A 21,919-nucleotide genomic window follows, 5' to 3' on the forward strand; every position below is an offset into this window, starting at 1 on the left:
GCGGCCTCGGGCATTTTCACAAAAATAAGGGTCTTTCTTTGTCTAAAACAGAAAGTGCCCGATTCCGAACTATATATATAGTGCGGAATCGGGCAAAAGTCAAGAAACATCTTAACAAAACATTAACACATTTTCAGGGGCAGGAAAGAGCAAAATTATGGAATCTGCCAGAGGGTGGGAGAGGCATCCGCAAATCGTTCCAGGCGATGGTGGCACAGGGCCTCCATCTCCCCCCAGCGGGGGGCAAAAAGGGGGTCAAAGACCCCTACCACAGTGAAGCCAGCCTGCCTGGCCGCAGCACAGTAGCTGGGAGAATCTTCGAAGAGGAGGCAGGACTGGGGAGGGACGCCCGACCGTTCCGCCGCCAGACAGTAGAGAGCCAGGTCCCGCTTTTCTATTCCCAGCTCAGCGGTGGTGTAGACGGCCTCAAAGCAGTCCAGAAGGCGGTGGTGCTCCAGGGCGGCGCGGCACAGGGGAGGCATGCAGGAGGTGAGCACCGCCATCCGTGTCCCCCGGCGGCGGCAGGCGTCCAGAAAGGCGGGCACGCCGGGCTTCAGGGGCAGAGTGTGAGCATAGGCGGAGCGGGCCATGGACATCCAGCCCTCCATGATCTCCTCCGGCGTCTCCGGGAGGGAGAAGCGCTCCCTGGTGTACCGGGCCGCGTCGGGAGCGCTGTGGTGGGTGACGTAGTCGGTGTAGTCCTCAGGCACCGGCGAGATGCCCCGCCGGCCCAGAAATTCAATGTCGATGTCCAGCCAGATCCCGTTGGAGTCCAGCAGGGTGCCGTCCAGATCAAAAAAGTACATGGCGGGACCTCCGTGCAGGATGGGGGCCTCCTGCCTGGGGCGGGGCCAGCCCCCGGGTTGCGGCCGGGACGGTTTTCTGGTATAATAGCTCCGTTTTTGACAGACCGGCCCGGCATGCTTCTTTCCTATCATACCACGCCGGGGGAGACTAGTTCAAGATGGGAAGTGAAGCCATGTCTCCGCATGTGATGAAAAAACTGGCCAAGCCCATGCTGTTCGCGGCAGCCATCATCTGGGGCACCTCCTTCTTTGTAATGAAGAACGCCCTGGACGTGATCCCGGTGTTCTACCTGCTGGCAATCCGCTTTACTGCGGGCGCGGTCCTGCTGGCGGCGGTCTGCTGGAAGAAGTGGGCGGGCTTTACCCGGGACTATCTATGGCGTGGGGCGGTGATAGGGGCTTTCCTGTTCCTGGCCTATTCGGTCCAGACTTTTGGACTGGACCGGACCACACCCTCCAAAAATGCATTTTTGACGGCGGTGTACTGCGTGATCGTCCCCTTTCTCTACTGGGCAGCCGCCCAGCGGCGCCCGGACCGGTACAACATCCTGGCCGCCCTGCTCTGTGTCACCGGAGTGGGACTGGTCTCTCTGGACGGGGACCTGTCTGTCAACGCAGGGGACGTGCTCACCCTGATCTGCGCTTTCTTTTACGCTGCCCACATCGTGGCGGTGGCCAAAGTGTCCCCGGAGAAGGACATCTACCTGCTCACCGTATTCCAGTTTGCCTTTGCGGCGCTGTATGCCTGGGCAGGGGGAGCGCTGTTCGAGAACTTCCCCGCTCAGGCGTTCCTGGACCCGGCGGTCTGCCTGCCTATGGCCTACCTGTGCGTTATGGCCACCACTGTGGCCCTGCTCTTCCAAAACGTGGGGCAGGTGTGGTCGGACCCGGCCTCCGCGTCGGTGATCCTCTCCCTGGAATCGGTGTTCGGCGTCATCAGCTCGGTCCTCTTCTACGGGGATCTGGTCACTCTCCCCATGGCGGTGGGCTTTGCCTGCATCTTTGTGGCGGTGGTGTGCTCTGAGACGAAGTTCTCTTTCCTGACCGCCGGGAGGCAGAAAGAACGCCGCTGACGGGCGGAAAGGGCTTCCAACATTTTCAGACGAGAAAAGAGGATTGCGCTTTTGAAAAAAAGCGTGTAGAATCAAATCAAGGACAAGAGGGAGAAGGGAACGGGCCGCCCCGGCGGGGCGCGCGACAAGAAGAAGGAAGTGGACCTGATGAAAAGAAAATGGTTGTCCGCACTGCTGAGCGGGGCCCTGGCGGCCGCTTTGACGGCCGCGCCAGTCTCCGCGGCGTCGGTATTTACAGGCGAGACCGTGGATGAGTGGGCGGTGGAGCGAGTGGAGTCCGCCATCCGGCTGGAGCTGATGCCGGAGTGCCTGGAGGGACAGGACCTGAGGGCGGAGATGACACGGGCGGAATTTGCCGCCCTGACCGTGAAGCTGTATGAGGCTATGAGCGGGAAGCTGGCGGAGGTGCCGAAGCAGAATCCCTTCCGGGACACCCAGGACCCGGAGGTGCTGAAGGCCTATGGGCTGGGGTTCGTGACGGGGCTGACGGAGGACACTTTCGGCGGCGAGGAGCCGGTGACCCGAGAACAGGCGGCGGTGATGCTGACTGCGGTGTACCAGTATCGGAACGAGGACAACAGAAAGGCATTCCTGCTGTGGGCGGCGCTGTACGGCAGGGACAACGACCTGAACGATGACTCCAACCTCACGGAGCAGCAGGCGTCGAATATGCTGGCCGGTATCTACCATAAGCTGGATACTGTCATCAGCTCGGTGGGGGCCAAGGAGTTCGCGGACGACGGCGAGATCTCTGACTGGGCGAAGAACAGCGTCTATTTTATGGAGAAGAACGGGATCATCACCGGCGTAGGCGGGGACCGGTTCGATCCCCAGGCGGATATCCAGGCCCAGGCCGCCCTGGTCATGTCGGTCCAGATGCTCCAAAAGCTGGGGTGAGTGGGACCCCCAGAAAAAAGGCAGCAAAAAGAGAGGCGCTCAGCGCCTCTCTTTTTGCTGCCTGCCGGGCAATGGTCAGGAGGACCGGCGAAGCGATTTACTGGACCTGGTACTGGATCACATGCCAGTAGGAGGCGTATTCCCCCTGGCCCAGATCGCGGACAAACCGCAGCGCCACCTTCAGGGAATCGCCCTGAAAGTCCTGGGCAGTATCGATCTTGATGTAGACCTGGTTTCCGTCCAGGGTATTTTCATTATAAAGGGAGTTGTTTACATTGGGGCCGCCGCCATTGGCCAGGGAGACGGTGGCGGGGCGGAGGAGAGGTGTCTCGCTGGCTTCGTGTGTCAGCTGGATGTCAGTGACGCTTCCCTCCAAAACAGCCCACTCCACATCCCACTCCTGATCAAAGGCGTCCCAGTCATCGCCATAGCCGCCGGTGTAGCCTTGGACAGTAACAGCGACGGAGTCACCCGCCTGAATGGTGACAACAGGGGTGTCCTGTGTGGCATCATCATAGGAGGTGGCGGTCTCGTCCCCGATACGGACCTTGCTCAGCCAGGTCTTCCCAGTGCCGCCCTCTCCCTGGACCAGAGCGTTGGCACCGGCCATCACCTGGTCCCAGGTGGCGTTGTCGGCGGGCTCGGTCCAGGAGGAATAGGGATTGGCCTCAGCCCAGCCCTCCACAGAGGAAAGGACCTGAACGCCGGCCCAGTCATAGTCCGCAGGAGTCCCCTCTGTGGTGACAGTGGGGGAGGCGGTGCAGGGGACGCCTTTGACCTGATCGAAGAGCCACTCCATGTAGGAGGTAGGGACCGAATCAGAGAACATGTCCGATTTGCAGTGGCCTCCCTGCTGGATCTCCAGGACAAGATTGGTCATGCCCAGACTGGTCAGGGTATTGAAGGCGCGGTAGGCCTCGTTCACCGGGATGTAGGGGTCCTCATAGCCGTGCCAGATGTAGACATTGACGCCAGAATCCGCAATGGCCTGCATGTCGCACTGATTTCCCCAGGTGGTGTGGACGGTAGTGCCGGCGTTGATGAGAATGGCAGCCAGCAGCTCGGGCTGGACGGAGGCCAGCTCATAGCTCCAGCCTGCGCCTTGCGAGTGGCCGGTAGCGTAGATTCGATCCATGTCCACATTGCCGTAGCTTTCCGCAATGGTCCGGATGATCTCACCGAACTGATAGATATAGGCCAGCTCCGCCTCATAGTTGACGCAGGCCTCATAGGGGACGGTGATATTCAGGACATAACAGGGGTGCTCTGCCTGAAATGCGTCGGAGGCAAAGGCGGAGCCGCGGGAAGCGTAGCCATTGTTGGCGAAGGAATTGGTGCTGCCCAGCCCGCCCAGGGTAGCCACGAGAGGGTAGTCCTCTCCCTCCTGAATATGTTCCGGGACGTACAGGCGGAAACGGAGCAGGCCCAGGCCATCGCCGGCGGTGCCCACGGTGTCTATGGCGGGGTCGATCTGGAATGTCCAAGTGTACCAGTCAAAACCGGACTGGAGAGCGGTCTCACCGGCAGCAAAGGAGGCGCGGTTTTCTGTGTCCACCGAGAGGGCAGGATAAGCTTGGCGGTCCAGCGATGCGGTGCGGGCGGCCCCGTCCCAGCTCACTTGGTACCCGAAAGTCTGAGCCAGATGGTAGAGGGGGATATAGAGCTGGCCGTTCTGAAGGGCAGCTGTGGTATCCCCTGCCGCGGTACCGGCGCTATAGGTCTGAGAACGGCCGCACAGCGAGAAGGCAGCGCTGTCGCCGTCAGCTGTGCAGTCTAGGCCCAGCGCCTCTGCGATGGTGACAGGGACCATGGTGCGGGAGTCTGCGTTGATGTAGGCGGAGGTATCCACCGTGCCTCCATCTACCTGCACAGAGGGAGCTGAGGCGGCGCTGGCGGGGAGCACCATGCCGGCAGAGAGCGCGGCGGTCAGAGACAGTGCGGCAAGCTTGCGGAAGAGCTTCATGTTTTTTCTCCTTCCTTTCCTGATTTGAGATGCTGATCCCCTATGGAAGGCTGTGGTCCAGTCAAAGAGATGCATGCATCTGGTGCTTTGATCCTATCACGAAAGAAAAACGAGGTCAAGGACAGGATGTTGCATTTTGGTGTATTATTTTATGAGAAAGGGTACGGCATAAAAAATTCCGTCCGCGTTTGCCGCGGACGGAAAGCGAAGAGGGGACGGTCAGCCGCCCAGATAGGCTTTTTTCACTGCCTCGTCCTCCAGCAGCTCCTCGCCGGAGCCGGTGGTGACGATCTTGCCTGTCTCCAGCACATAGCCCCGGTGGGCCACAGACAGGGCCATCTGGGCATTCTGCTCCACCAGGAGGATAGTGGTGCCGTGCTGGTTCAGCTCCTGGATGATGTCGAAGATCTGCTCCACCAGGATGGGGGCCAGACCCATGGAGGGCTCGTCCAGCATCAGCAGGCGGGGCTTGGACATCAGGGCGCGGCCCATGGCCAGCATCTGCTGTTCGCCGCCGGACAGGGTGCCCGCTACCTGTCGGCGGCGCTCCTTCAGCCGGGGGAAGCGCTGGTACACATCCGCGATGCCGTCATCAAACTCAGAAGAGGGGCGGGTGAAGGCTCCCATCTCCAGGTTTTCCTCCACAGACATCTGGAGGAAGATCTGACGGCCCTCCGGCACCAGAGCCAGGCCCTTGGTGATGATCTTATGGGCCGGGGTGCCCCCCAGGCGCTGGCCCAGGAACTCGATGGAGCCGGTATGGGAGGTGAGCAGACCTGCGATGGTCTTCAGGATGGTGGACTTTCCGGCACCGTTGGCGCCGATGAGGGTGACTACCTCCCCCTCATTTACCTGAAAGGAGACGTCTTTGATGGCATGGATGGCGCCGTAATAGACGTTGATGCCCTCTACCTTCAGCATGGCGTCCATATCAGGCCCCTCCTTTCTTTTTCTGACTGCCCAGATAGGCCTCGATGACCTTTGGATTGGCCTGGATGTCCTCCGCGGTGCCCTTGGCGATGATCTGTCCGAAGTTGAGGACACAGATGCCCTCGCAGATGCCCATGACCAGGTTCATGTCGTGCTCGATGAGCATAACGGCGATCTGGAAGGTGTCCCGGATCTTGACGATGTTCTCCATCAGCTCGGCGGTCTCGGAGGGGTTCATGCCGGCGGCGGGCTCGTCCAGCAGAAGCAGGGAGGGGTTGGTGGCCAGGGCCCGGACGATCTCCAGGCGGCGCTGTGCGCCGTAAGGCAGGGAGCCGGCCTGGTGGTGGGCCAGGTCCTGCATGTCGAAGATGGAGAGCAGCTCCATGGCGCTCTCTCGGGCCAGCTTCTCCTGCTTCCAGAACTTGGGAAGGCGGAGCACGCCGTCCCACATGGGGTAGCGGATCTGGTTGTGCAGGCCGATCTTCACGTTGTCCTCCACACTCAGGTTGGAAAACAGGCGGATGTTCTGGAAGGTGCGGGCGATGCCGGCCCGGTTGACTTGGGCAGTGCTCATGCCGTGGGTGTCCTTGCCATTGAGCAGGATGGTGCCCCGGGTGGGCTGATACACCTTGGTGAGCAGGTTGAACACCGTGGTCTTGCCCGCGCCGTTGGGGCCGATAAGGCCGGCAATCTCTGTGCGGCCGATGGTGAGGTTGAACTCATTGACAGCGGTCAGGCCGCCGAAGTCGATGCCCAGGTGCTGGCACTCCAGAACGGGGAGCTTGTTCACATCCCGCTCAGGAACGATGGAGTGGCTGGGGACGGGGACCATCTTGCCTTTCTTAAATTCCTTAGCCATTCTGAGCGCCTCCTTTCTCGGTGCCGCGGCCCAATATCTTCCGGCGCAGGGAGGAGAAAAACTCCTTGGAGCGCTCGTTGTTGGTGGCCAGCATGACCAAGATGAGCACGATGGCGTAGATCAGCATCCGGTAGTCATAGAAATCACGCAGCAGCTCGGGCAGGACATAGAGCAGGGCGGCAGCAATGACCGAGCCCCGGATGTTGCCCAGTCCACCCAGCACCACGTAGACCAGGATCAGGATAGAGGTATTGAAGTCAAACTTCTTGGCGGCGATGGAGGAGTAGTTCATGGCATAGAGGGCGCCGGCGGCTCCAGCCAGCACGGCGGAGGTGACAAAGGCCATCAGCTTGTATTTGGTGGCGCTGATGCCCACGCTCTCGGCGGCGATGCGGTTGTCCCGCAGGGCCATGATGGCCCGGCCGGAACGGCTGTTCACCAGGTTGAGGACCACGATGAGGGCTACCATCACCAGCAGAAAGCCTGCGGTGAAGGAGGAGAGCTTCACGTTGGCCGTGACTCCCATGGGTCCCTTCAGGATGGCCTTGCCGGTCTCAGACAGGTTGAGGGCCGCCTCACTGGAGGTGGAGAAGTGGAGGCCGTTCTCGTCTACGCCCACATAGAGGATGTTGATAATGTTCTTGATGATCTCGCCGAAAGCCAGGGTGACGATGGCCAGATAGTCGCCCCGCAGGCGCAGGACGGGGACGCCCACGATGACGCCGGCGATGCCGGCAAAGAAGGCGCCGATGAGCATGGAGACCAGCAGGCGCAGGGGGCCCATGGGGATCAGCTCCTGGAGGGAGATGGAGGCCACCACGCCGGAGAAAGCACCCACGCTCATAAAGCCGGCGTGGCCCAGGCTCAGCTCGCCGGAGATGCCCACCACCAGGTTCAGTGCCACGGCCATGGTGACATAGGCACAGATGGGGACCAACTGCCCCTGAAGGGAGGGGGAGAGCATCCCGCCGGCATTGAGAAGCTGAAGGATCACAAAGGCGGCAGCAACGATACAGTAGGTGAGGAGATTGCCGAAAAGGCGCTTGCGGCGGAGGGAACGTGTTTTCATATCGGTCACCTCACACTTTCTCGGGCACATACTTGCCCAGCAGTCCGGAGGGCTTGACCAGCAGCACCACGATCAGGACGGCAAAGACCACCGCGTCGGAGATGTTGGTGTTGAAGGCCTTGGCAAAGATCTCGATGATGCCCAGCAGGATGCCGCCCAGCATGGCCCCAGGGATGGAGCCGATGCCGCCGAAGACGGCGGCGGTAAAGGCCTTGATGCCGGGCAGGGCGCCGGTGGTGGGCATGAGGGAGGGGTAGGTGGAGCAGAGCAGCACACCGGCGATGGCTGCCAGGGCGGAGCCGATGGCAAAGGTCATGGAGATGGTGCTGTTCACGTTGATACCCATGAGCTGGGCAGCCGCCTTGTCTTCCGAACAGGCCCGCATGGCCTTGCCCATGCGGGTATGTCCGGTGAACCAGGTGAGCCCCAGCATAATGACGATGCAGGCAGCCACCGTCACCAGGGCCACGTGGGTGATGGTGAGCTGGCCGTCCAGCAGTTTGATAGAGCCGGTGCCCACTACGGAGGAGAAGGACTTGGGATTGGAGGTCCAGAGCAGCAGAGCGCTGTTCTGGAGGAAATAGCTCACGCCGATAGCGGTGATGAGCACGGCCAGGGAGGGCGCCTGGCGCAGCGGCTTATAGGCCAGCCGTTCGATGACCATGCCCAGGACGGTGCACACTACCATGGCCAGCAGCACGCCGGCCAGAGCAGGGACCACGGCGCCGGCCAGAGAGCCCTCCTCAAAGCTGCCGGACAGGCCGCTCATGGTGAAAAAACAGATATATGCCCCCACCATAATGACGTCTCCGTGGGCAAAGTTCAACATTTTGGCAATACCGTAGACCATCGTATAGCCCAGGGCAATGATGGCGTACACGCTGCCCAGACTGATGCCGTTGATGAGATTGTTGAGAATACTCAAGACCAGTCACCTCTTTTTCTTTTGCTGCGCAGATGCGCGCGAAAAACTGGACAGCATGGCGAAAACCTCTGCGGCAACGTCTGCCGCAGACGTTTTCGCCATGCGTGCAAGAATAAGGGACACGGGCTGCCGAGGGGACCCCGGCAGCCCGTTCCATGGATTTCCCGGGAAAAAGGGGAGTTCGGAAAATCAGCGGGCGACGTAGACGCCGTCCTGCACCTCGAAGACCAGGGGAGCCTTGGAGATCTCACCGGTGGCGGCCCAGGTCATACCGGAGCCAGTGAGTCCGTCTACGCTGAAGTCGGAGGAGGTGAAGGTGGAGATCAGGGCGGCGCAGATATCCTCGTGGCTCATGTCGGCGGTGACACCGGCCTTCTGGCAGGCCTCGTAGATGGCGTAGATGCAGTCATAGCCGTCAGCGGCGAACTGGTTGGGGATCTCATTGTAGCGCGTCTGGTACTCGGAGACGAAGCTGGCAGTGCGCTCGTCAGTGGCGGAGGCGTTGAAGGGGGTCATCAGCAGCAGGCCCTCCGCCAGGGAGGTGTCGAAGCCCTCGATGGCTAGGATGCCGTCCATGCCGTCGCCGCCCATGAAAGTCGGCTCATAACCCATGCTCTTGGCCTGATTCAGGATCAGGGAAGCGGGGGTGTAGTAAATGGGCATGAACACCAGCTCAGCGCCCCCGTCCTTGGCGGCGTTCAGCTGCACGGTGAAGTCGGTGTTGGTGTCATCGGGGAAGGTCTGCTCAGCCACGACCTCCAGGCCCACCTCGGCGGCCTGGGAGATGAAGCCCTGGGCGATGCCGGTGGAGTAGGCGTCGCCGTTGTTGTAGATCACAGCCACCTTGGTAGCCAGGCCATTTTCCGCCACATAGTTGGCAGCGGTGACGCCCTGGTCGGGGTCAGTGAAGCACATCTGGAAGACGTTATCCTTGCCGGCAGTGACGTCGGTGGAGGAAGCGGAGGGAGTCAGCTGAAAGTAGCGCTCGTTGAAGGTCTCAGCAGCCACGGAGACGCAGGGAGTGGTGGTGGTGCAGCCATAGACGATCTGCATGCCGTTGCCCTTCAGGGCGTTGTAGGCGTTGATGGCCTTCTCAGCGTCACCCTCGTCATCCTGAAACTCCAGGGAGAGCTGGATACCGCCCAGGGCGTTGATCTCGTCCACCGCGATCTCAGCCCCCTGCTTGGTGGCGATGCCATAGGTGGCGGCGGAGCCAGTCAGGGGGCCGATGCCGCCGATCTTGATTGCACCATCCGCACCGGCGGTGCTGGAAGCCGGGCTGGAAGCGGAGGAGCCGCCGGAAGGGGCGCTGGTGGTGCCGGAAGAGCCGTTGGAGCAACCGGCCAGCAGGCCGACACACATCGCGCCGGTCAGGGCCATGGCAAGAAACTTTTTCATCTTCATAACCTCCTGTCAAATGGAAACAGAGGCGGGTCTGGAGCGGCCCGCAGACCTGAATAAAATAAGGGAATTTTCAGGTTTGGAGCCCATTATATTGGCAGGAAGGACAACTGTCAATGGGGAAAATACACAAGGCGGGGAGCGGATGGGATGGCTTCAAATGGTGATGGGGCGAAAAAAAGGAAGAAAAAGAAAAAATTTTTCAAAAAAAGCCCTGCACTTTGCGGAAAAACTGCAAATTTGCCGTCATGGAACAGGGAGAGGAGAGAAAGAATATAAAGTATGTTACATTTGGAACGGAAATTTCTTTGAAATCTATGGCGTCTCACAAAGCTGTGCAAAATGACGGAAGAAAAAACAAAACATGCAAAAAAATAAGGCGAAATCGAAAAAGCGGGCTGCTCTCCAAAGAGAGCAGCCCGCAGAACGGCCAGAAAAGATATTACTTCGCAGCCTTGGCAGCCTTGATGGCATCGATGAGCAGGGGAGTGACCTTGAACAGGTCGCCGCAGATGCCGTAGTCCGCGACCTCGAAAATGGGGGCGGTGTCGTTCTTATTGACGGCAATGATGCACTCGGAATCCTGCATGCCGGCCTTGTGCTGGATGGCGCCGGAGATGCCCAGAGCAACATAAATCTTGGGGTGCACGGTCTTGCCGGTCTGGCCGACCTGGTGGTCAGCAGACATCCAGCCGGAGTCTACAACAGCACGGGAGGCACCCACGACGCCGCCGAGGACCTCGGCCAGCTCCTCGGCCAGCTTGATGCCGCCCTCCACATCCTTGCTGATGCCGCGGCCCACGGAGACGACCACGTCGGCACCGATCAGGTCCACCAGCTTCTTGGCGGCCTTGACCACCTCCACCACCTGGGTGTCCAGGTCGTCGGCGGACAGGGCAAAGCTGGGCTTAATGATCTCGCAGGCGTCAGCCTTGGCCTGGTCGAAAGCGGCCTTCTTCATTACGCCGGGACGGACGGTAGCCATGCAGGGACGGAAGCGGGGGCAGATGATGGTCGCCATCAGATGGCCGCCGAAAGCGGGACGGGTCATCTTCAGGTTGGTGTCTTCCATGTCAAACTTGATTTTGTCCACGTCCAAGGTGGAGCTGTTGCGCAGGAAGTCCACATAGGTGTCCATGTCGATGTCCAGGTGGGTGCAGTCGGCGGTCAGACCGGTGTGCAGGCGGGCCGCGCAGCGGGGACCCAGGTCACGGCCGATGTTGGTGGCGCCGATCAGCAGCACCTCGGGCTTGAACTCCTCCACCACGTCGCAGATGACCTTGGTGTAGGCGTCGGTGGTGTACTCCTTCAGCAGGGGGTGGTCACAGACATACACGCCGTCAGCGCCGTAGCCGCCCAGCTCCTTGGCGATGCCCTCGATGCCGTCGCCCAGCAGCAGACCGTACAGCTTGGTGCCGCGCTCGTCGGCCAGCTTGCGGCCCTCGGAGATCAGCTCGTAGGAGGTGGACATCATCTTGCCCTGGCGCTGCTCGCAGAAGACCCATACGCCGCCAGTGAAGGCAGCGATATCAGCACTATTAAAAGTAGACATATTCTTCATTCTCCCTTCTATCAGATGATATGCTTGGTGGCCAGAATGCCGGCCAGCTTATCGCAGGTGGCCTTGTCGGCGCCTTCCAGCATCATGCCGGCACCCTTCTGGGGAGGAGTGAAGGACTTGAAGATGTTCGTGGGGGAGCCCTTCAGGCCGATGGTGGTGGGGTCGATGAGGGGATCATCCTTCAGGGTCTCATAGCCAAAGACCTCATAGGGCTTGCTGTAGCACTCAAAGATGCCGGGCACGCTCATGTAGCGGGGGGTGTTCAGCTCCTTGATGCAGGTGATCAGGCAGGGGGTGTTGACCTTGATGGTCATGTAGCCGTCCTCCAGCATCCGCTTGATGGTGAGGGTCTCGCCCTCCTTCTGGATGTCGGCGGCGTAGGAGACCTGGGGGATGCCCAGCTTCTCGGCAATCTGGGGACCGACCTGAGCGGTGTCGCCGTCGATGGCCTGACGGCCGCAGAAGACCACGTCGTCGTCCTCCAGGCCGATCTTCTTGATGGCAGCGGCCAGGATCTGGGAGGTGGCGTAGGTATCGGAACCGCCGAACTCGCGGGCGGAGACCAGTACCGCGCGGTCAGCGCCACGGGCCAGGATCTCACGCAGCATGCCCTCTGCGGGAGGGGGGCCCATGGAGATCACGACCACTTCAGCGCCGGTCTGATCCTTCAGAGCCAGAGCGGCCTCAACGGCGTTCAGGTCGTCGGGGTTGGTGATGGTGGCCATGGAGGCACGATTCAGGGTACCATCGGGATTGACCGCCACCTTACCGGAGGTGTCGGGGACCTGCTTGACACAAACAATGATTTTCATTTCGAAACTGCCTCCTATCTTATTTCACGCCCAGGTGATTGGCAATGACCATCCGCTGGACCTCGGAAGTGCCCTCATAGATCTCGGTGATCTTGGCATCGCGCATCATGCGCTCCACGGGGTACTCACGGGTGTAGCCGTAGCCGCCGAACAGCTGGACGGCGCGGCGGGTCACATCGCTGGCAGCCTCGGCGGCGAACAGCTTGGCCATGGCTGCGTCCATGGAGTAGGGCTCGTGGTTCTGCTTCTTCATGGCAGCGGAGTAGACCAGATACTGGGCGGCCTGCATGCGGGTGTGCATGTCAGCCAGCTGGAACTGGGTGTTCTGGAACTGGGAGATGCGGCGGCCGAACTGGACGCGCTCCTTGGTGTACTTGACGGCCTCATCCACGGCGCCCTCGCCCAGGCCAAGGGCCTGCGCAGCGATGCCGATGCGGCCGCCGTCCAGGGTCATCATGGCGATCTTAAAGCCCTGGCCCTCCTTGCCCAGAAGGTTCTCCTTGGGAACGATGCAGTCCTCAAAGATCAGGTCGCAGGTGGAGGAGCCGCGGATGCCCATCTTCTTCTCGTGCTTGCCGGTGGAGAAGCCGGGGAAATCCTTCTCCACGATGAAAGCGGAGATGCCGTGGTTGCCCTTGCTCTTGTCGGTCATGGCAAAGACCACGAAGGTATCGGCCACGTTGCCGTTGGTGATGAAGCACTTGGAGCCGTTCAGGACGTAGTGGTCGCCCTCCAGCACGGCCATGGTCTGCTGGCCGGAGGCGTCGGTGCCGGCATTGGGCTCAGTCAGGCCGAAGGCACCGATCTTCTTGCCGGAGAGCAGGTCAGGCAGATACTTCATCTTCTGCTCCTCGGTGCCGTGCTCAAAGATGGGGGCGCAGCACAGGGAGGTGTGGGCGGACACGATGACGGCGGTGGTGCCGCACACCTTGGCCAACTCCTCCACACACATGGCATAGGACAGCACATCGCCGCCGGCGCCGCCATACTGCTTGGGGAAGTAGATGCCCATCATGCCCAGCTTGGCCATCTTCTCCACGGTCTCCATGGGGAAGCGCTCCTCCTCGTCCAACTCCTCGGCGAGGGGCTTGACCTCAGTTTCCGCGAATTCGCGGTACATCTTGCGGATCATCTCTTGCTCTTTCGACAGATGAAAATCCATTTTTTCGTCCTCCTAATTTTATTTACTTGGAACAATCATGGAAGCCCTGTTCCGACTGCGCTGCCCGGCAGCCACCGTGCGCGATGTCCCGGAGCAGCAGGGCCGGACCACCTAGACAGGACATGCAAGCAAGACGGTGATCTGAGGTCCGCCGTTTTTTCCTCAGATCTCCGCCTCCCATGGGGGCTCAGCCGGGGCGCTCCGCCTTCTTTCGTTAGATTTTTAACAAAAGAAGACCAGAAAAAGCGCAACGACGGATAGGGACCCGTTGTTGCGGCGCCAATCAGGCTGCGATAGATAACTTCCTGTCCCTCAAATTATATCGTTTTTCCCATATGGGCGCAAGAAAAACAAATACGGTAAAATGTACAGTTTTTGCGACAAAATTTTGGTCAAAATGATGATATTTGCGGATATTGCTTGAAAGTATGCTTTTCTTGACCTTCAAAAAAGAAAAAAATAAAAAGGATAAGAAAGAATTATTAATTTGAACAAGAAAGAAGGGATTCCAATACAGAAGTGGTAAAGTTTTTAATTTTGCAAATCGATACGTGACATATATCTCCATTGCCCTGGGCCTTGTGTGCCTGGGGGTCTCCTCAACGCCGATGGGGAGCCAGTATGACAGCCTGAGAGGGGCCCGGTGGACCAGCTCCTGATGCTGGCCGGGATGGCGCTGCTGGACGCCTCGTGGAGGCTGGAGCACAGCGGGTACAAGAAGAACAAAGGAAAATAGAAAAACGCCGGGGAGGAAAGCTTTCCTTCCCGACGTTTTTGTCAGCAGGCCGCTTACTTGGAGTAATCGTAGAAACCCTTGCCGGTCTTACGGCCCAGCAGGCCTCCACGGACCATCTTCCGCAGCAGCAGGGCGGCACGGTACTTGGGGTCGTGGGTCTCGGCATACAGGGTATCCATGATGGCCAGGCAGACGTCCAGGCCCACCAGGTCGCCCAGGGCCAGGGGGCCCATGGGGTGGTTGGCACCCAGCTTCATGGCAGTGTCGATACCCTCGGGGGTAGCCACGCCGGTCTCCACCAGACCGATGGCCTCGTTGATCATGGGGATCAGGATCTTGTTGACCACGAAGCCGGGGGCTTCAGCTACCTCCACGGCCTCCTTGCCGATGTCGGCGGACAGCTGGCAGATGGCGTCATAGGTCTCCTGGGAGGTGTGGACGCCCCGGATGACCTCCACCAGCTTCATCACAGTGGCGGGATTGAAGAAGTGCATCCCGATGAAGCGGTCGGCCCGCTGGGTGGCGGCGGCGATGGCGGTGATGGAGATGGAGGAGGTGTTGGTGGCAAAGATGGTGTCTGCCTTGCAGATGCCGTCCAGCTCCTGGAACAGGCTCTTCTTCACGTCCAGGTTCTCCACGATGGCCTCCAGCACCAGGTCGGCGTCAGCTGCGGCGGCCAGGTCAGTGGTGAAGGTCATGTTGCCCAGGATCTCGGCCCTCTTGGCCTCGTCCATCTTGCCTCTGGCCACCAGCTTATCCAGCGCGGCCACCAGCCGGCTGTGAGACTTCTCCGCCAGCTCATCGCTGATCTCCCGGACCACGACGGCATGGCCGCTGCGAGCAAAGGTGTGGGCGATGTCCAGGCCCATGGTGCCGCCGCCTACAACTACGATTTTTTTCATGACATCTCGATCTCCTTGTCTTTCAGAAGTGATATTGGGAAAGCGCCCTGCCGCTGGGGCGGCGGAACGGATTCAGCGGTTTTTGAAGGTGATGATCTTCTCCTTGTTCAGGAAGGCGTGCATGGCGTCCTTCTGGTCCTCAGTGGAAAAGCACAGGCCGAAGGCCTCTGACTCAAAGGCGATGGCGGAGTTGATGTCGATCTGTTTGCCGATGCGGATGGCCTGCTTGGCCTGGCGGACTGCCACCTGGGGGCGGGAGGCGATCAGGTCGGCCAGCTCCAGAGCCTTGTCCAGCATCACGTCGGCAGGGTAGACATGCTTGACCAAACCGATCTGAAGGGCCTCTTGGGCGTCGATGGTGCGGCTGGTGAGCACCAGCTCCATGGCGGTGGACATGCCTACGATGCGCTGAAGGCGCTGGGTGCCGCCGAAACCGGGAGTGATGCCCAGCCCAACCTCAGGCATGCCGAAGGTTGCCTTTTCACTGGCTACCCGAATGTCGCAGGACATGGCCAGCTCACAGCCGCCGCCCAGGGCGAAGCCGTTGACTGCGGCGATCACCGGGCTGGGGAAGCGGGTGATGTGCATCATGGTATTGTTTCCATGATGGCTGAAGCGCTTGGCGTCGTCGGCGGTATAGTTGACCATCTCGCCGATGTCGGCACCGGCCACGAAGGAGCGTCCGGCGCCGGTGATAACGATGACGTGGACATCCTCCTGGGATTCTGCGCGCAGCAGGATATCGTCCAGCTGTTCGATGACCTCCAGGTTCAGGGCGTTCAGGACTTCCGGGCGGTTGATGGTGATGAGGCCCACGTGGCCGCGTTGCTCAAATTCTACAAAAGCCATAGGGGTATCCTCCTTTTTACAGTGTCTCATTCTTCTTCCAGAAAATCACGGGGATAAAGGGGGCGGGATCTCTTTCTTAATCGTACTATAAACGATTTCCCGGGCGGAAGCAAGGCGTCTGGTGACAAAGGTAAAGATACGCCAGTTTTTGGTCAATTCAGGCATGATTCTCCCCTGGAACGAGAGAAATATGTGAAAAAGATAACGAATTTCTTGCAGGAATGGCGGGGCGGCGGCGTGAATACAGTGAAGGGAGGACCGCCCGCTGGGGCGGGGAGGAGGGACTGGATTTGCTGCGTCACGATGAATGGTCCGCTGGAAGCAGCGCCCTGTTTCTGACCGCCTTGGCGGCGGTATCACAGGGGCTGTCGTTCTGTTACCGGGTGGCCCTGTCCCGGCTGGTGGGGGCGGAGGTGATGGGGCTGTATCAGCTGCTGATGCCGGTGTGCTCGGTACTGCTGTCCCTCACCGCTGTGGGGCTGACCGCAGCCATGTCCAACCTCAGCTCCCAGTATCTGGCCCTGGGAAACGGAAAGGGAGTGGCGCAGACCAGGCGGATGTGCCTCACTGCCCTGGGAGTGGGGCTCCTGCCGGTATCGGCGGCAGTGGTGGCCTTCTATGACCCCATCTCGGTCTATCTGCTGGGGGATGCCCGGACCCAGCTGGGGCTGATCCTGCTGCTGCCCTGCGTGGCTCTCACCGGGGTGGAGAACATCCACAAGCACTTTTTCTATGGGACCGGAGTGGTCCGCCCGCCTGCTGTCGTGGAGCTGATGGAGCAGTTCATCCGGGCGGCGGCGGTGCTGGGGCTGCTGGTGCTGTTTCTGCCCCAGAACCCAGAGCGGACGGTGGGGCTGATCGTCACCGGCATGGTGATTTGTGAGATATTTTCCGCCGTGGCGCTGACAGTGCTCTACCGCCGGCGGATGGCGCGGATCGGCCGGACGGGGCCGGGGGAGCGGGGCGGGACTCTGGCCCGGCGGGTGACCTCCATCGCCGTCCCTGTGGGGGCCACCGCCCTGCTGGGTAATCTGATGTCGGCGGTGAACGCCGCCCTTATCCCACAGAAGCTTGTGGAGAGCGGCATGGACCGGGCGGCGGCCATGTCGGAGTTCGGCGTGGTGTGCGGGATGACCCTGCCCATGCTGGCCCTGCCCACTGTCTTTCTGGGGGCGCTGAATCTGGTGCTGGTCCCCAGGCTGGCCTACTCCACGGCACTGAACCGCCCGGAAGAGGTGAGGCGGCGGGCCGGGCGGGCCATGCTGGCGGTGTCGGTGCTCATTCTTCCCTCCATGGCGCTGATGGTGGTGCTTGGGCCGGACCTGGCCCGGATGATGTTCGGCCAGCCCTCGGCGGGGGAACACCTGCTCCCCCTGGCGGCGGCCATGGCGCTGAGCTGCTACCAGTCCACCCTTGGGGGCGTGCTCAACGGCGTGGGACGGCCGGGGAGCCACGCCATGGCGGACCTGATCTGTGACGGCATACAGCTGGCCTTCACCTTCACCGTGGGCCTCCCGGGGGTGGGCATCCGCGGCTTCGTGGCGGGGACTCTGGTCTCAGCAGCGGCGGGGGCCCTGCTCAACGGCTGGCTGGTGGTGCGTTACACCGGGCTGCGGCCCAGCCTGTTCCGGTGGGTCACCGCGCCGGGGCTGGCCGCACTGCTGGCGGCCCTGACCTCCAACCTCCTCTTTCGGTGGCTGAAGGACAGCGGCGTCTCCCTGCTGGCAGGCGGGGCGGCCAGCCTACTCTTCGGCGGAGTGCTGTATCTGGCCGCCCTGAGCGCCCAGGGAGTCTATCTCAGCCAGGTGTTCCGGCTGCGGAAATAGGGCGGCCGCTCCAGAAAGGGCCCCAAACCCCTCCCGGAGAGCTCACTTTAGCCTTTTTCCATCCTGGAAAGCGCGGCCCACCTTCTCTCCCAGGGCCAGATAGTCGTGATTGACCGGGTCGAAGGAGATGGGGCGCAGCTTGGCGGGATCGATCTTCCCATCTTCCCCCAGGATGTACTCCTCGGCGCTGACGTTGATGATCTCCCCCAGGAGCAGCTCCGTCTCCTCGTCAAAGCTGAGGAACTGGCACTCCAGCGCCATTGGCAGTTCGTCAATGAGGGGGGCGTCCACAAATTGGCTTCTGGTGGTGTGGAGGCCGGCTCGGGCCAGCTTGTCAGGCACCTGGTTGGCGGACACGATACCCACATAGTCACACTCCACCACATGGTCCTCGTCCGCCATGCTTACAGTGAAAGCCTTTCGGGACAGAATGTTCTGTACGGTCTTGTGTCCCGCGCTTAGATACATAGCGACACGGTTGCTGTCGCTGATCCCGCCCCAGGCGGCGTTCATGGCATCTGGGGTCCCGTCATCTCCATAGGTGGCGATGATCAGCACCGGCTGGGGATAGAGGTAGGGCTTGGGGCCAAAGTTTTTCCGCATGATGGATTCCTCCCATTATATTAAGATCGGGGATGCTGTGATGGTACTAGGATAACACGAAACAGCGGCGGAGGACAGAGGGAGAAAAAGAAAAAACGGGCCCCGGGGCATTTTGCCCTGGGGCCCGTTGACTTCTGTCTGGGGAAAAGCTTACTTCAGCTCGACCTTCGCGCCGGCCTCTTCCAGCTTCTTCTTCAGCTCCTCGGCCTCATCCTTGGAGACAGCCTCCTTCAGAGTCTTGGGAGCGCCCTCGACCATAGCCTTGGCCTCAGCCAGGCCCAGGCCGGTGATCTCACGGACAGCCTTGATGACCTTGATCTTAGCGGCGGCGTCAAAGCTGGCCAGGACCACGTCAAACTCGGTCTTCTCCTCAGCAGCGGGAGCGGCAGCGCCGGCACCAGCAGCGGGAGCGGCCATAGCGGCGGCGGAAACGCCGAACTCGTCCTCCAGGGCATGCACCAGCTCGGACAGCTCCAGAACGGTCAGGCCCTTGACTTCCTCAATCAGAGCGGTAATCTTCTCGCTAGCCATAATGAATGTACCTCCTAAAAGTTGTTTTCAGTCAAAATGTTATGGGTGCCGATACTTACTCGGCGGGGGCGGCCTCGGGCTCGGCAGCGGCCTCTACGAAGCCGCCCTTCTCCTCGGCAATGGCCTTCAGGACGATGGCCAGGCTGGTGATGGGGGCCAGCATGGTGCCCAGGACCTGGGCCTGCAGGACCTCCTTGGAGGGCAGCTCGGCCATGGCGTTGATCTCATCCAGGGGAAGGATCTTGCCGTCCATGAAGCCGGCCTTGATGACGAACTTGGCGCCGTTGAACTGCTTGGCGAACTTGTTGATGACGCGCATGGGAGCGATGGGGTCCTCGTGGCTGATGGCGAGAGAAGTAGTGCCATTCAGGGAGTCGGACAGATCGCCCAGGCCGGCATTCTGAGCAGCAAAGCGGGTGAGGGTGTTCTTGACGACAGCGTACTCCACGTTGTTCTTGCGGAGCTCGTTGCGCAGAGCGGTATCCTCAGCCACGGTGATGCCCTTGTAATCCACCAGCACACCGCTGGCGGCGTTCTGCAGCTTTTCGGTCAGTTCAGCCACAATGGCTTTCTTCTGTTCCAGAACAGATGCGTTAGGCATTTTGGGTTCACCTCCAGAGAATAGTGGGAAACGCGAAAAAAACGCTGTTTTCCGCGCCCAAAGCGTGAAAACAGCGTAAAAACACAATATGGATCATGTTTCTGGCTGCATCCTCGGCAGGACTTCCGCTTGCGCCGCCTGCTGTCTTTGAACGCAGATGATAGTATATCCGAAAAAGGAGGAAAAGTCAAGGACTTTTCCGAAAATTTAAAAAATCTGATGCACAGGGAAGAAAGCCTCCCCCGCAGTCCCCGGGAAACTGCGGGGGAGGGCAATCAGATGATCACATCAGCTTCGCGCCGTTGACTTTGACACCGGGGCCCATGGTGGAAGCCACCACGCAGCTCTTGATGTACTGGCCCTTGGCAGCGGCGGGCTTGGCCTTTACGATAGCGCCCATGATGGCGTTGAAGTTCTCGGAGAGCTTCTCAGCGCCGAAGGACACCTTGCCGATGGGGCAGTGGATGATATTGGTCTTGTCCAGGCGGTACTCCACCTTACCGGCCTTGATCTCGTTGACGGCCTTGGTCACATCCATGGTGACAGTGCCGGCCTTGGGAGAGGGCATCAGGCCCTTGGGACCCAGCACCTTACCCAGACGGCCCACCACGCCCATCATGTCGGGGGTGGCGACCACCACGTCGAAGTCGAACCAGTTTTCCTTCTGGATCTTCTCCACCAGGTCCATCTCGCCCACATAGTCGGCGCCGGCGGCCTTGGCCTCGTCCGCCTTGGCGGCCTTGGCGAAGACCAGCACGCGCTGGGTCTTGCCGGTGCCGTGGGGCAGCACGATGGCGCCGCGGACCTGCTGGTCGGCGTGACGGGAGTCAACGCCCAGCTTCACATGGAGCTCGACGGTCTCGTCGAACTTGGCGGGAGCGGTCTTGACGATCAGCTCCATGGCCTCATTGGTATCGTACAGAGCAGCGCGGTCGATCTGCTTGGCGCTCTCCTGATATTTCTTGCCTCTAAACATTGTTCACACCCTCCTTACTCGCCCACGACGACGCCCATGGAGCGGGCAGTACCGGCGATCATGCTCATAGCGGCCTCGATGCTGGCGGCATTCAGGTCGGGCATCTTGGTCTCAGCGATCTTGCGCACGTCTTCCTTGCTGATGGTAGCGACCTTGGTCTTGTTGGGCACACCGGAGCCGGACTCGATGCTGCAGGCCTTCTTGATGAGCACGGCGGCGGGGGGGGTCTTGGTGATGAAAGTGAAGGAACGGTCAGCGTAGACGGTGATGATGACGGGGATGATCATGCCCACGTCGTTCTTGGTCCGCTCATTGAATTCCTTGGTGAAAGCGGCGATGTTCACGCCATGCTGGCCCAGAGCGGGGCCAACAGGGGGGGCCGGCGTCGCCTTGCCGGCGGGGATCTGAAGTTTTACGTATCCAGTTACTTTCTGTGCCACGAAAGAGCACCTCCATATGAAAAATGTGGTTGGACATGGACCAGCTCAGGCCGTGCCCGGCGGGTCCAACTGGCGGGACGGACCGTTCCGTCCCTCCCACGGGCCGCGTCTGCACGCGGCAGGATTGTGTTTCGATGGGTCAGGCTTTAACAGGCTCCACCTGGTCCAGCTCCAGCTCCACGGGGGTCTCCCGTCCAAACATGGACACCACCACACGGACCTTGCTGCGGTCCAGGTCGATCTCCTCCACTGTGCCCAGGAAGGACTCCAGGGCGCCATCGGTGATCTTGACGCTGTCTCCCACCTCGTAGCCCACCACGATCTCGCGCTTCTCCACGCCCAGGGCGGCGATGTCACTCTCAGACAGGGGGATGGGCTTGTTGCCGGAGCCCAGGAAGCCGGTGACGCCGCGAATGTTGCGCACGATGTGCCAGCACTCGTCGGTCATGACCATCTTCACCAGCACATAGCCGGGGAAGACCTTGCGCTCCACCTCTTTGGGCCCGTTGTCTGTGATCTCGGTGACGGTCTCCAGGGGGATGCTGATCTCGTGGATCAGATCCTGAAGACCGCGGTTTTCCACGTACTTCTCAATGGTGGCCTTCACCGTATTTTCGTATCCGGAATAGGTGTGGACCACATACCACTGCGCGCCGTCAGACATATTCGCCACCTATCAGCGGAACAGGCCGAGCAGGAACTCGATCAAAGCGCCGGCCACCGCGTCAAAGAGCCAGATGAAGATGCCCACCACGATGACGCAGAGAATGACGATTCCGGTGTTGTTCATCGTCTGCTTGAAGCTGGGCCACTGGACCTTCTTCAGCTCGCTCTTCATGTCCTTGAGCCACTTGCCGATGCGGGCGAAAATACTGGGCTTCTTCTGCTTTTCAGGCTTCTTGTCCTTCTTCGCCTTGTCGGCCTTTTCGGAAGCGGAGGCAGAGCCCTGGCCCTGCTCCATCTTTTCGTTTTCAGACATTCAGTTACCCTTCTTTCC

At 60.5% G+C, this 21,919-nt stretch carries 23 protein-coding genes; 4 read left to right on the forward strand and 19 right to left on the reverse strand.

Translation table 11 applies throughout. The features are described from left to right. Nucleotides 1–155 precede the first annotated feature (155 nt). Nucleotides 156–806 carry an HAD family hydrolase gene (locus tag L9O85_RS04145; RefSeq protein ID WP_301579683.1) on the reverse strand — a complete coding sequence of 217 codons (651 nt, stop codon included), beginning with the start codon at nucleotides 804–806 and terminating at the stop codon, nucleotides 156–158. 158 nt (nucleotides 807–964) lie between these two features. Here L9O85_RS04145 and L9O85_RS04150 point away from each other — a divergent pair, with 158 nt between their 5' ends. After that, nucleotides 965–1,879: a DMT family transporter gene (locus L9O85_RS04150; RefSeq protein ID WP_301579685.1), complete on the forward strand. Its 915-nt coding sequence runs from the start codon at nucleotides 965–967 to the stop codon at nucleotides 1,877–1,879. Between the two features lie 147 nt (nucleotides 1,880–2,026). Next, nucleotides 2,027–2,776 (forward strand): S-layer homology domain-containing protein, encoded by a 750-nt coding sequence (locus tag L9O85_RS04155; RefSeq protein WP_301579687.1) that lies wholly within the window; start codon nucleotides 2,027–2,029, stop codon nucleotides 2,774–2,776. Between the two features lie 97 nt (nucleotides 2,777–2,873). On the opposite strand, the gene L9O85_RS04160 is transcribed toward L9O85_RS04155, so the two are convergent. From L9O85_RS04160 to L9O85_RS04185, 6 genes are all read right to left on the reverse strand, one after another. Further along, nucleotides 2,874–4,739, reverse strand: coding sequence for a stalk domain-containing protein (locus L9O85_RS04160; protein WP_256182711.1), 1,866 nt, complete (start codon nucleotides 4,737–4,739; stop codon nucleotides 2,874–2,876). A gap of 219 nt (nucleotides 4,740–4,958) precedes the next feature. Further along, a complete protein-coding gene (locus tag L9O85_RS04165) occupies nucleotides 4,959–5,660 on the reverse strand; it encodes an ABC transporter ATP-binding protein (RefSeq protein WP_050625509.1) in 702 nt (233 codons plus the stop codon). 10 nt (nucleotides 5,661–5,670) lie between these two features. Then, on the reverse strand, nucleotides 5,671–6,501 hold the full coding sequence (locus L9O85_RS04170; RefSeq protein WP_413464664.1) for an ABC transporter ATP-binding protein: 831 nt from the start codon (nucleotides 6,499–6,501) through the stop codon (nucleotides 5,671–5,673). Between the two features lie 19 nt (nucleotides 6,502–6,520). Then, nucleotides 6,521–7,597, reverse strand: coding sequence for a branched-chain amino acid ABC transporter permease (locus L9O85_RS04175; protein ID WP_108981485.1), 1,077 nt, complete (start codon nucleotides 7,595–7,597; stop codon nucleotides 6,521–6,523). Between the two features lie 10 nt (nucleotides 7,598–7,607). After that, nucleotides 7,608–8,522: a branched-chain amino acid ABC transporter permease gene (locus L9O85_RS04180; RefSeq protein ID WP_050625142.1), complete on the reverse strand. Its 915-nt coding sequence runs from the start codon at nucleotides 8,520–8,522 to the stop codon at nucleotides 7,608–7,610. A gap of 189 nt (nucleotides 8,523–8,711) precedes the next feature. After that, entirely contained in the window at nucleotides 8,712–9,920 is a 1,209-nt protein-coding gene (locus L9O85_RS04185) for an ABC transporter substrate-binding protein (RefSeq protein ID WP_050625141.1), read from the reverse strand. A gap of 97 nt (nucleotides 9,921–10,017) precedes the next feature. Here L9O85_RS04185 and L9O85_RS04190 point away from each other — a divergent pair, with 97 nt between their 5' ends. Beyond that, entirely contained in the window at nucleotides 10,018–10,269 is a 252-nt protein-coding gene (locus L9O85_RS04190; protein ID WP_133248247.1) for a hypothetical protein, read from the forward strand. 96 nt (nucleotides 10,270–10,365) lie between these two features. On the opposite strand, the gene acrA is transcribed toward L9O85_RS04190, so the two are convergent. From acrA to L9O85_RS04215, 5 genes are all read right to left on the reverse strand, one after another. Beyond that, a complete protein-coding gene (acrA, locus tag L9O85_RS04195) occupies nucleotides 10,366–11,475 on the reverse strand; it encodes an acryloyl-CoA reductase electron transfer subunit beta (protein WP_050625140.1) in 1,110 nt (369 codons plus the stop codon). Between the two features lie 20 nt (nucleotides 11,476–11,495). Then, the gene (gene acrB, locus L9O85_RS04200) at nucleotides 11,496–12,296 is read right to left on the reverse strand and encodes an acryloyl-CoA reductase electron transfer subunit gamma (protein ID WP_050625139.1); all 801 of its coding nucleotides are present in this window, start codon (nucleotides 12,294–12,296) and stop codon (nucleotides 11,496–11,498) included. A 19-nt stretch (nucleotides 12,297–12,315) separates the two neighbouring features. Then, entirely contained in the window at nucleotides 12,316–13,458 is a 1,143-nt protein-coding gene (locus L9O85_RS04205) for an acyl-CoA dehydrogenase (RefSeq protein WP_050625138.1), read from the reverse strand. Nucleotides 13,459–14,247: 789 nt separating this feature from the next. After that, nucleotides 14,248–15,096, reverse strand: coding sequence for a 3-hydroxybutyryl-CoA dehydrogenase (locus tag L9O85_RS04210; RefSeq protein ID WP_050625137.1), 849 nt, complete (start codon nucleotides 15,094–15,096; stop codon nucleotides 14,248–14,250). 72 nt (nucleotides 15,097–15,168) lie between these two features. Continuing rightward, nucleotides 15,169–15,945 (reverse strand): enoyl-CoA hydratase-related protein, encoded by a 777-nt coding sequence (locus tag L9O85_RS04215; RefSeq protein ID WP_277103008.1) that lies wholly within the window; start codon nucleotides 15,943–15,945, stop codon nucleotides 15,169–15,171. Between the two features lie 290 nt (nucleotides 15,946–16,235). Between L9O85_RS04215 and L9O85_RS04220 the strand changes: the two genes are divergently transcribed. Continuing rightward, a complete protein-coding gene (locus tag L9O85_RS04220) occupies nucleotides 16,236–17,771 on the forward strand; it encodes a polysaccharide biosynthesis C-terminal domain-containing protein (RefSeq protein ID WP_077138788.1) in 1,536 nt (511 codons plus the stop codon). A 42-nt stretch (nucleotides 17,772–17,813) separates the two neighbouring features. Here the strand turns inward: L9O85_RS04220 and L9O85_RS04225 are convergent, their stop codons facing one another. From L9O85_RS04225 to secE, 7 genes are all read right to left on the reverse strand, one after another. Continuing rightward, a complete protein-coding gene (locus L9O85_RS04225; RefSeq protein WP_276852279.1) occupies nucleotides 17,814–18,374 on the reverse strand; it encodes a flavin reductase family protein in 561 nt (186 codons plus the stop codon). A 150-nt stretch (nucleotides 18,375–18,524) separates the two neighbouring features. Next, complete coding sequence (rplL, locus tag L9O85_RS04230; protein ID WP_050625134.1) at nucleotides 18,525–18,905, reverse strand: 50S ribosomal protein L7/L12; 381 nt, start codon at nucleotides 18,903–18,905, stop codon at nucleotides 18,525–18,527. Between the two features lie 55 nt (nucleotides 18,906–18,960). Further along, entirely contained in the window at nucleotides 18,961–19,506 is a 546-nt protein-coding gene (gene rplJ / locus L9O85_RS04235; RefSeq protein ID WP_050625133.1) for a 50S ribosomal protein L10, read from the reverse strand. Between the two features lie 283 nt (nucleotides 19,507–19,789). Further along, nucleotides 19,790–20,482, reverse strand: a complete 693-nt coding sequence (gene rplA / locus L9O85_RS04240; RefSeq protein ID WP_050625132.1) for a 50S ribosomal protein L1 — start codon at nucleotides 20,480–20,482, stop codon at nucleotides 19,790–19,792. A gap of 14 nt (nucleotides 20,483–20,496) precedes the next feature. Continuing rightward, entirely contained in the window at nucleotides 20,497–20,922 is a 426-nt protein-coding gene (gene rplK / locus L9O85_RS04245; protein WP_050625131.1) for a 50S ribosomal protein L11, read from the reverse strand. 139 nt (nucleotides 20,923–21,061) lie between these two features. After that, nucleotides 21,062–21,586, reverse strand: coding sequence for a transcription termination/antitermination protein NusG (gene nusG, locus L9O85_RS04250; RefSeq protein WP_050625130.1), 525 nt, complete (start codon nucleotides 21,584–21,586; stop codon nucleotides 21,062–21,064). Nucleotides 21,587–21,598: 12 nt separating this feature from the next. After that, on the reverse strand, nucleotides 21,599–21,901 hold the full coding sequence (gene secE, locus L9O85_RS04255; RefSeq protein ID WP_050625129.1) for a preprotein translocase subunit SecE: 303 nt from the start codon (nucleotides 21,899–21,901) through the stop codon (nucleotides 21,599–21,601). Between the last annotated feature and the right edge of the window lie 18 nt (nucleotides 21,902–21,919).

It is taken from the genome of Lawsonibacter asaccharolyticus (genome assembly GCF_022453915.1).
In the GTDB taxonomy this organism is placed as follows: Bacteria; Bacillota; Clostridia; order Oscillospirales; family Oscillospiraceae; genus Lawsonibacter; species Lawsonibacter asaccharolyticus.

What these genes read in the sequence shown, in the direction of transcription:
- L9O85_RS04145 (WP_301579683.1), bottom strand. Translation starts at nt 806, where the DNA reads ATGTACTTTTTTGATCTGGACGGCACCCTGCTGGACTCCAACGGGATC.
- L9O85_RS04150 (WP_301579685.1), top strand. Translation starts at nt 965, where the DNA reads ATGGGAAGTGAAGCCATGTCTCCGCATGTGATGAAAAAACTGGCCAAG.
- L9O85_RS04155 (WP_301579687.1), top strand. Translation starts at nt 2,027, where the DNA reads ATGAAAAGAAAATGGTTGTCCGCACTGCTGAGCGGGGCCCTGGCGGCC.
- L9O85_RS04160 (WP_256182711.1), bottom strand. Translation starts at nt 4,739, where the DNA reads ATGAAGCTCTTCCGCAAGCTTGCCGCACTGTCTCTGACCGCCGCGCTC.
- L9O85_RS04165 (WP_050625509.1), bottom strand. Translation starts at nt 5,660, where the DNA reads ATGCTGAAGGTAGAGGGCATCAACGTCTATTACGGCGCCATCCATGCC.
- L9O85_RS04170 (WP_413464664.1), bottom strand. Translation starts at nt 6,501, where the DNA reads ATGGTCCCCGTCCCCAGCCACTCCATCGTTCCTGAGCGGGATGTGAAC.
- L9O85_RS04175 (WP_108981485.1), bottom strand. Translation starts at nt 7,597, where the DNA reads ATGAAAACACGTTCCCTCCGCCGCAAGCGCCTTTTCGGCAATCTCCTC.
- L9O85_RS04185 (WP_050625141.1), bottom strand. Translation starts at nt 9,920, where the DNA reads ATGAAAAAGTTTCTTGCCATGGCCCTGACCGGCGCGATGTGTGTCGGC.
- acrA (WP_050625140.1), bottom strand. Translation starts at nt 11,475, where the DNA reads ATGTCTACTTTTAATAGTGCTGATATCGCTGCCTTCACTGGCGGCGTA.
- acrB (WP_050625139.1), bottom strand. Translation starts at nt 12,296, where the DNA reads ATGAAAATCATTGTTTGTGTCAAGCAGGTCCCCGACACCTCCGGTAAG.
- L9O85_RS04205 (WP_050625138.1), bottom strand. Translation starts at nt 13,458, where the DNA reads ATGGATTTTCATCTGTCGAAAGAGCAAGAGATGATCCGCAAGATGTAC.
- L9O85_RS04210 (WP_050625137.1), bottom strand. Translation starts at nt 15,096, where the DNA reads ATGAAAAAAATCGTAGTTGTAGGCGGCGGCACCATGGGCCTGGACATC.
- L9O85_RS04215 (WP_277103008.1), bottom strand. Translation starts at nt 15,945, where the DNA reads ATGGCTTTTGTAGAATTTGAGCAACGCGGCCACGTGGGCCTCATCACC.
- L9O85_RS04225 (WP_276852279.1), bottom strand. Translation starts at nt 18,374, where the DNA reads ATGCGGAAAAACTTTGGCCCCAAGCCCTACCTCTATCCCCAGCCGGTG.
- rplL (WP_050625134.1), bottom strand. Translation starts at nt 18,905, where the DNA reads ATGGCTAGCGAGAAGATTACCGCTCTGATTGAGGAAGTCAAGGGCCTG.
- rplJ (WP_050625133.1), bottom strand. Translation starts at nt 19,506, where the DNA reads ATGCCTAACGCATCTGTTCTGGAACAGAAGAAAGCCATTGTGGCTGAA.
- rplA (WP_050625132.1), bottom strand. Translation starts at nt 20,482, where the DNA reads ATGTTTAGAGGCAAGAAATATCAGGAGAGCGCCAAGCAGATCGACCGC.
- nusG (WP_050625130.1), bottom strand. Translation starts at nt 21,586, where the DNA reads ATGTCTGACGGCGCGCAGTGGTATGTGGTCCACACCTATTCCGGATAC.
- secE (WP_050625129.1), bottom strand. Translation starts at nt 21,901, where the DNA reads ATGTCTGAAAACGAAAAGATGGAGCAGGGCCAGGGCTCTGCCTCCGCT.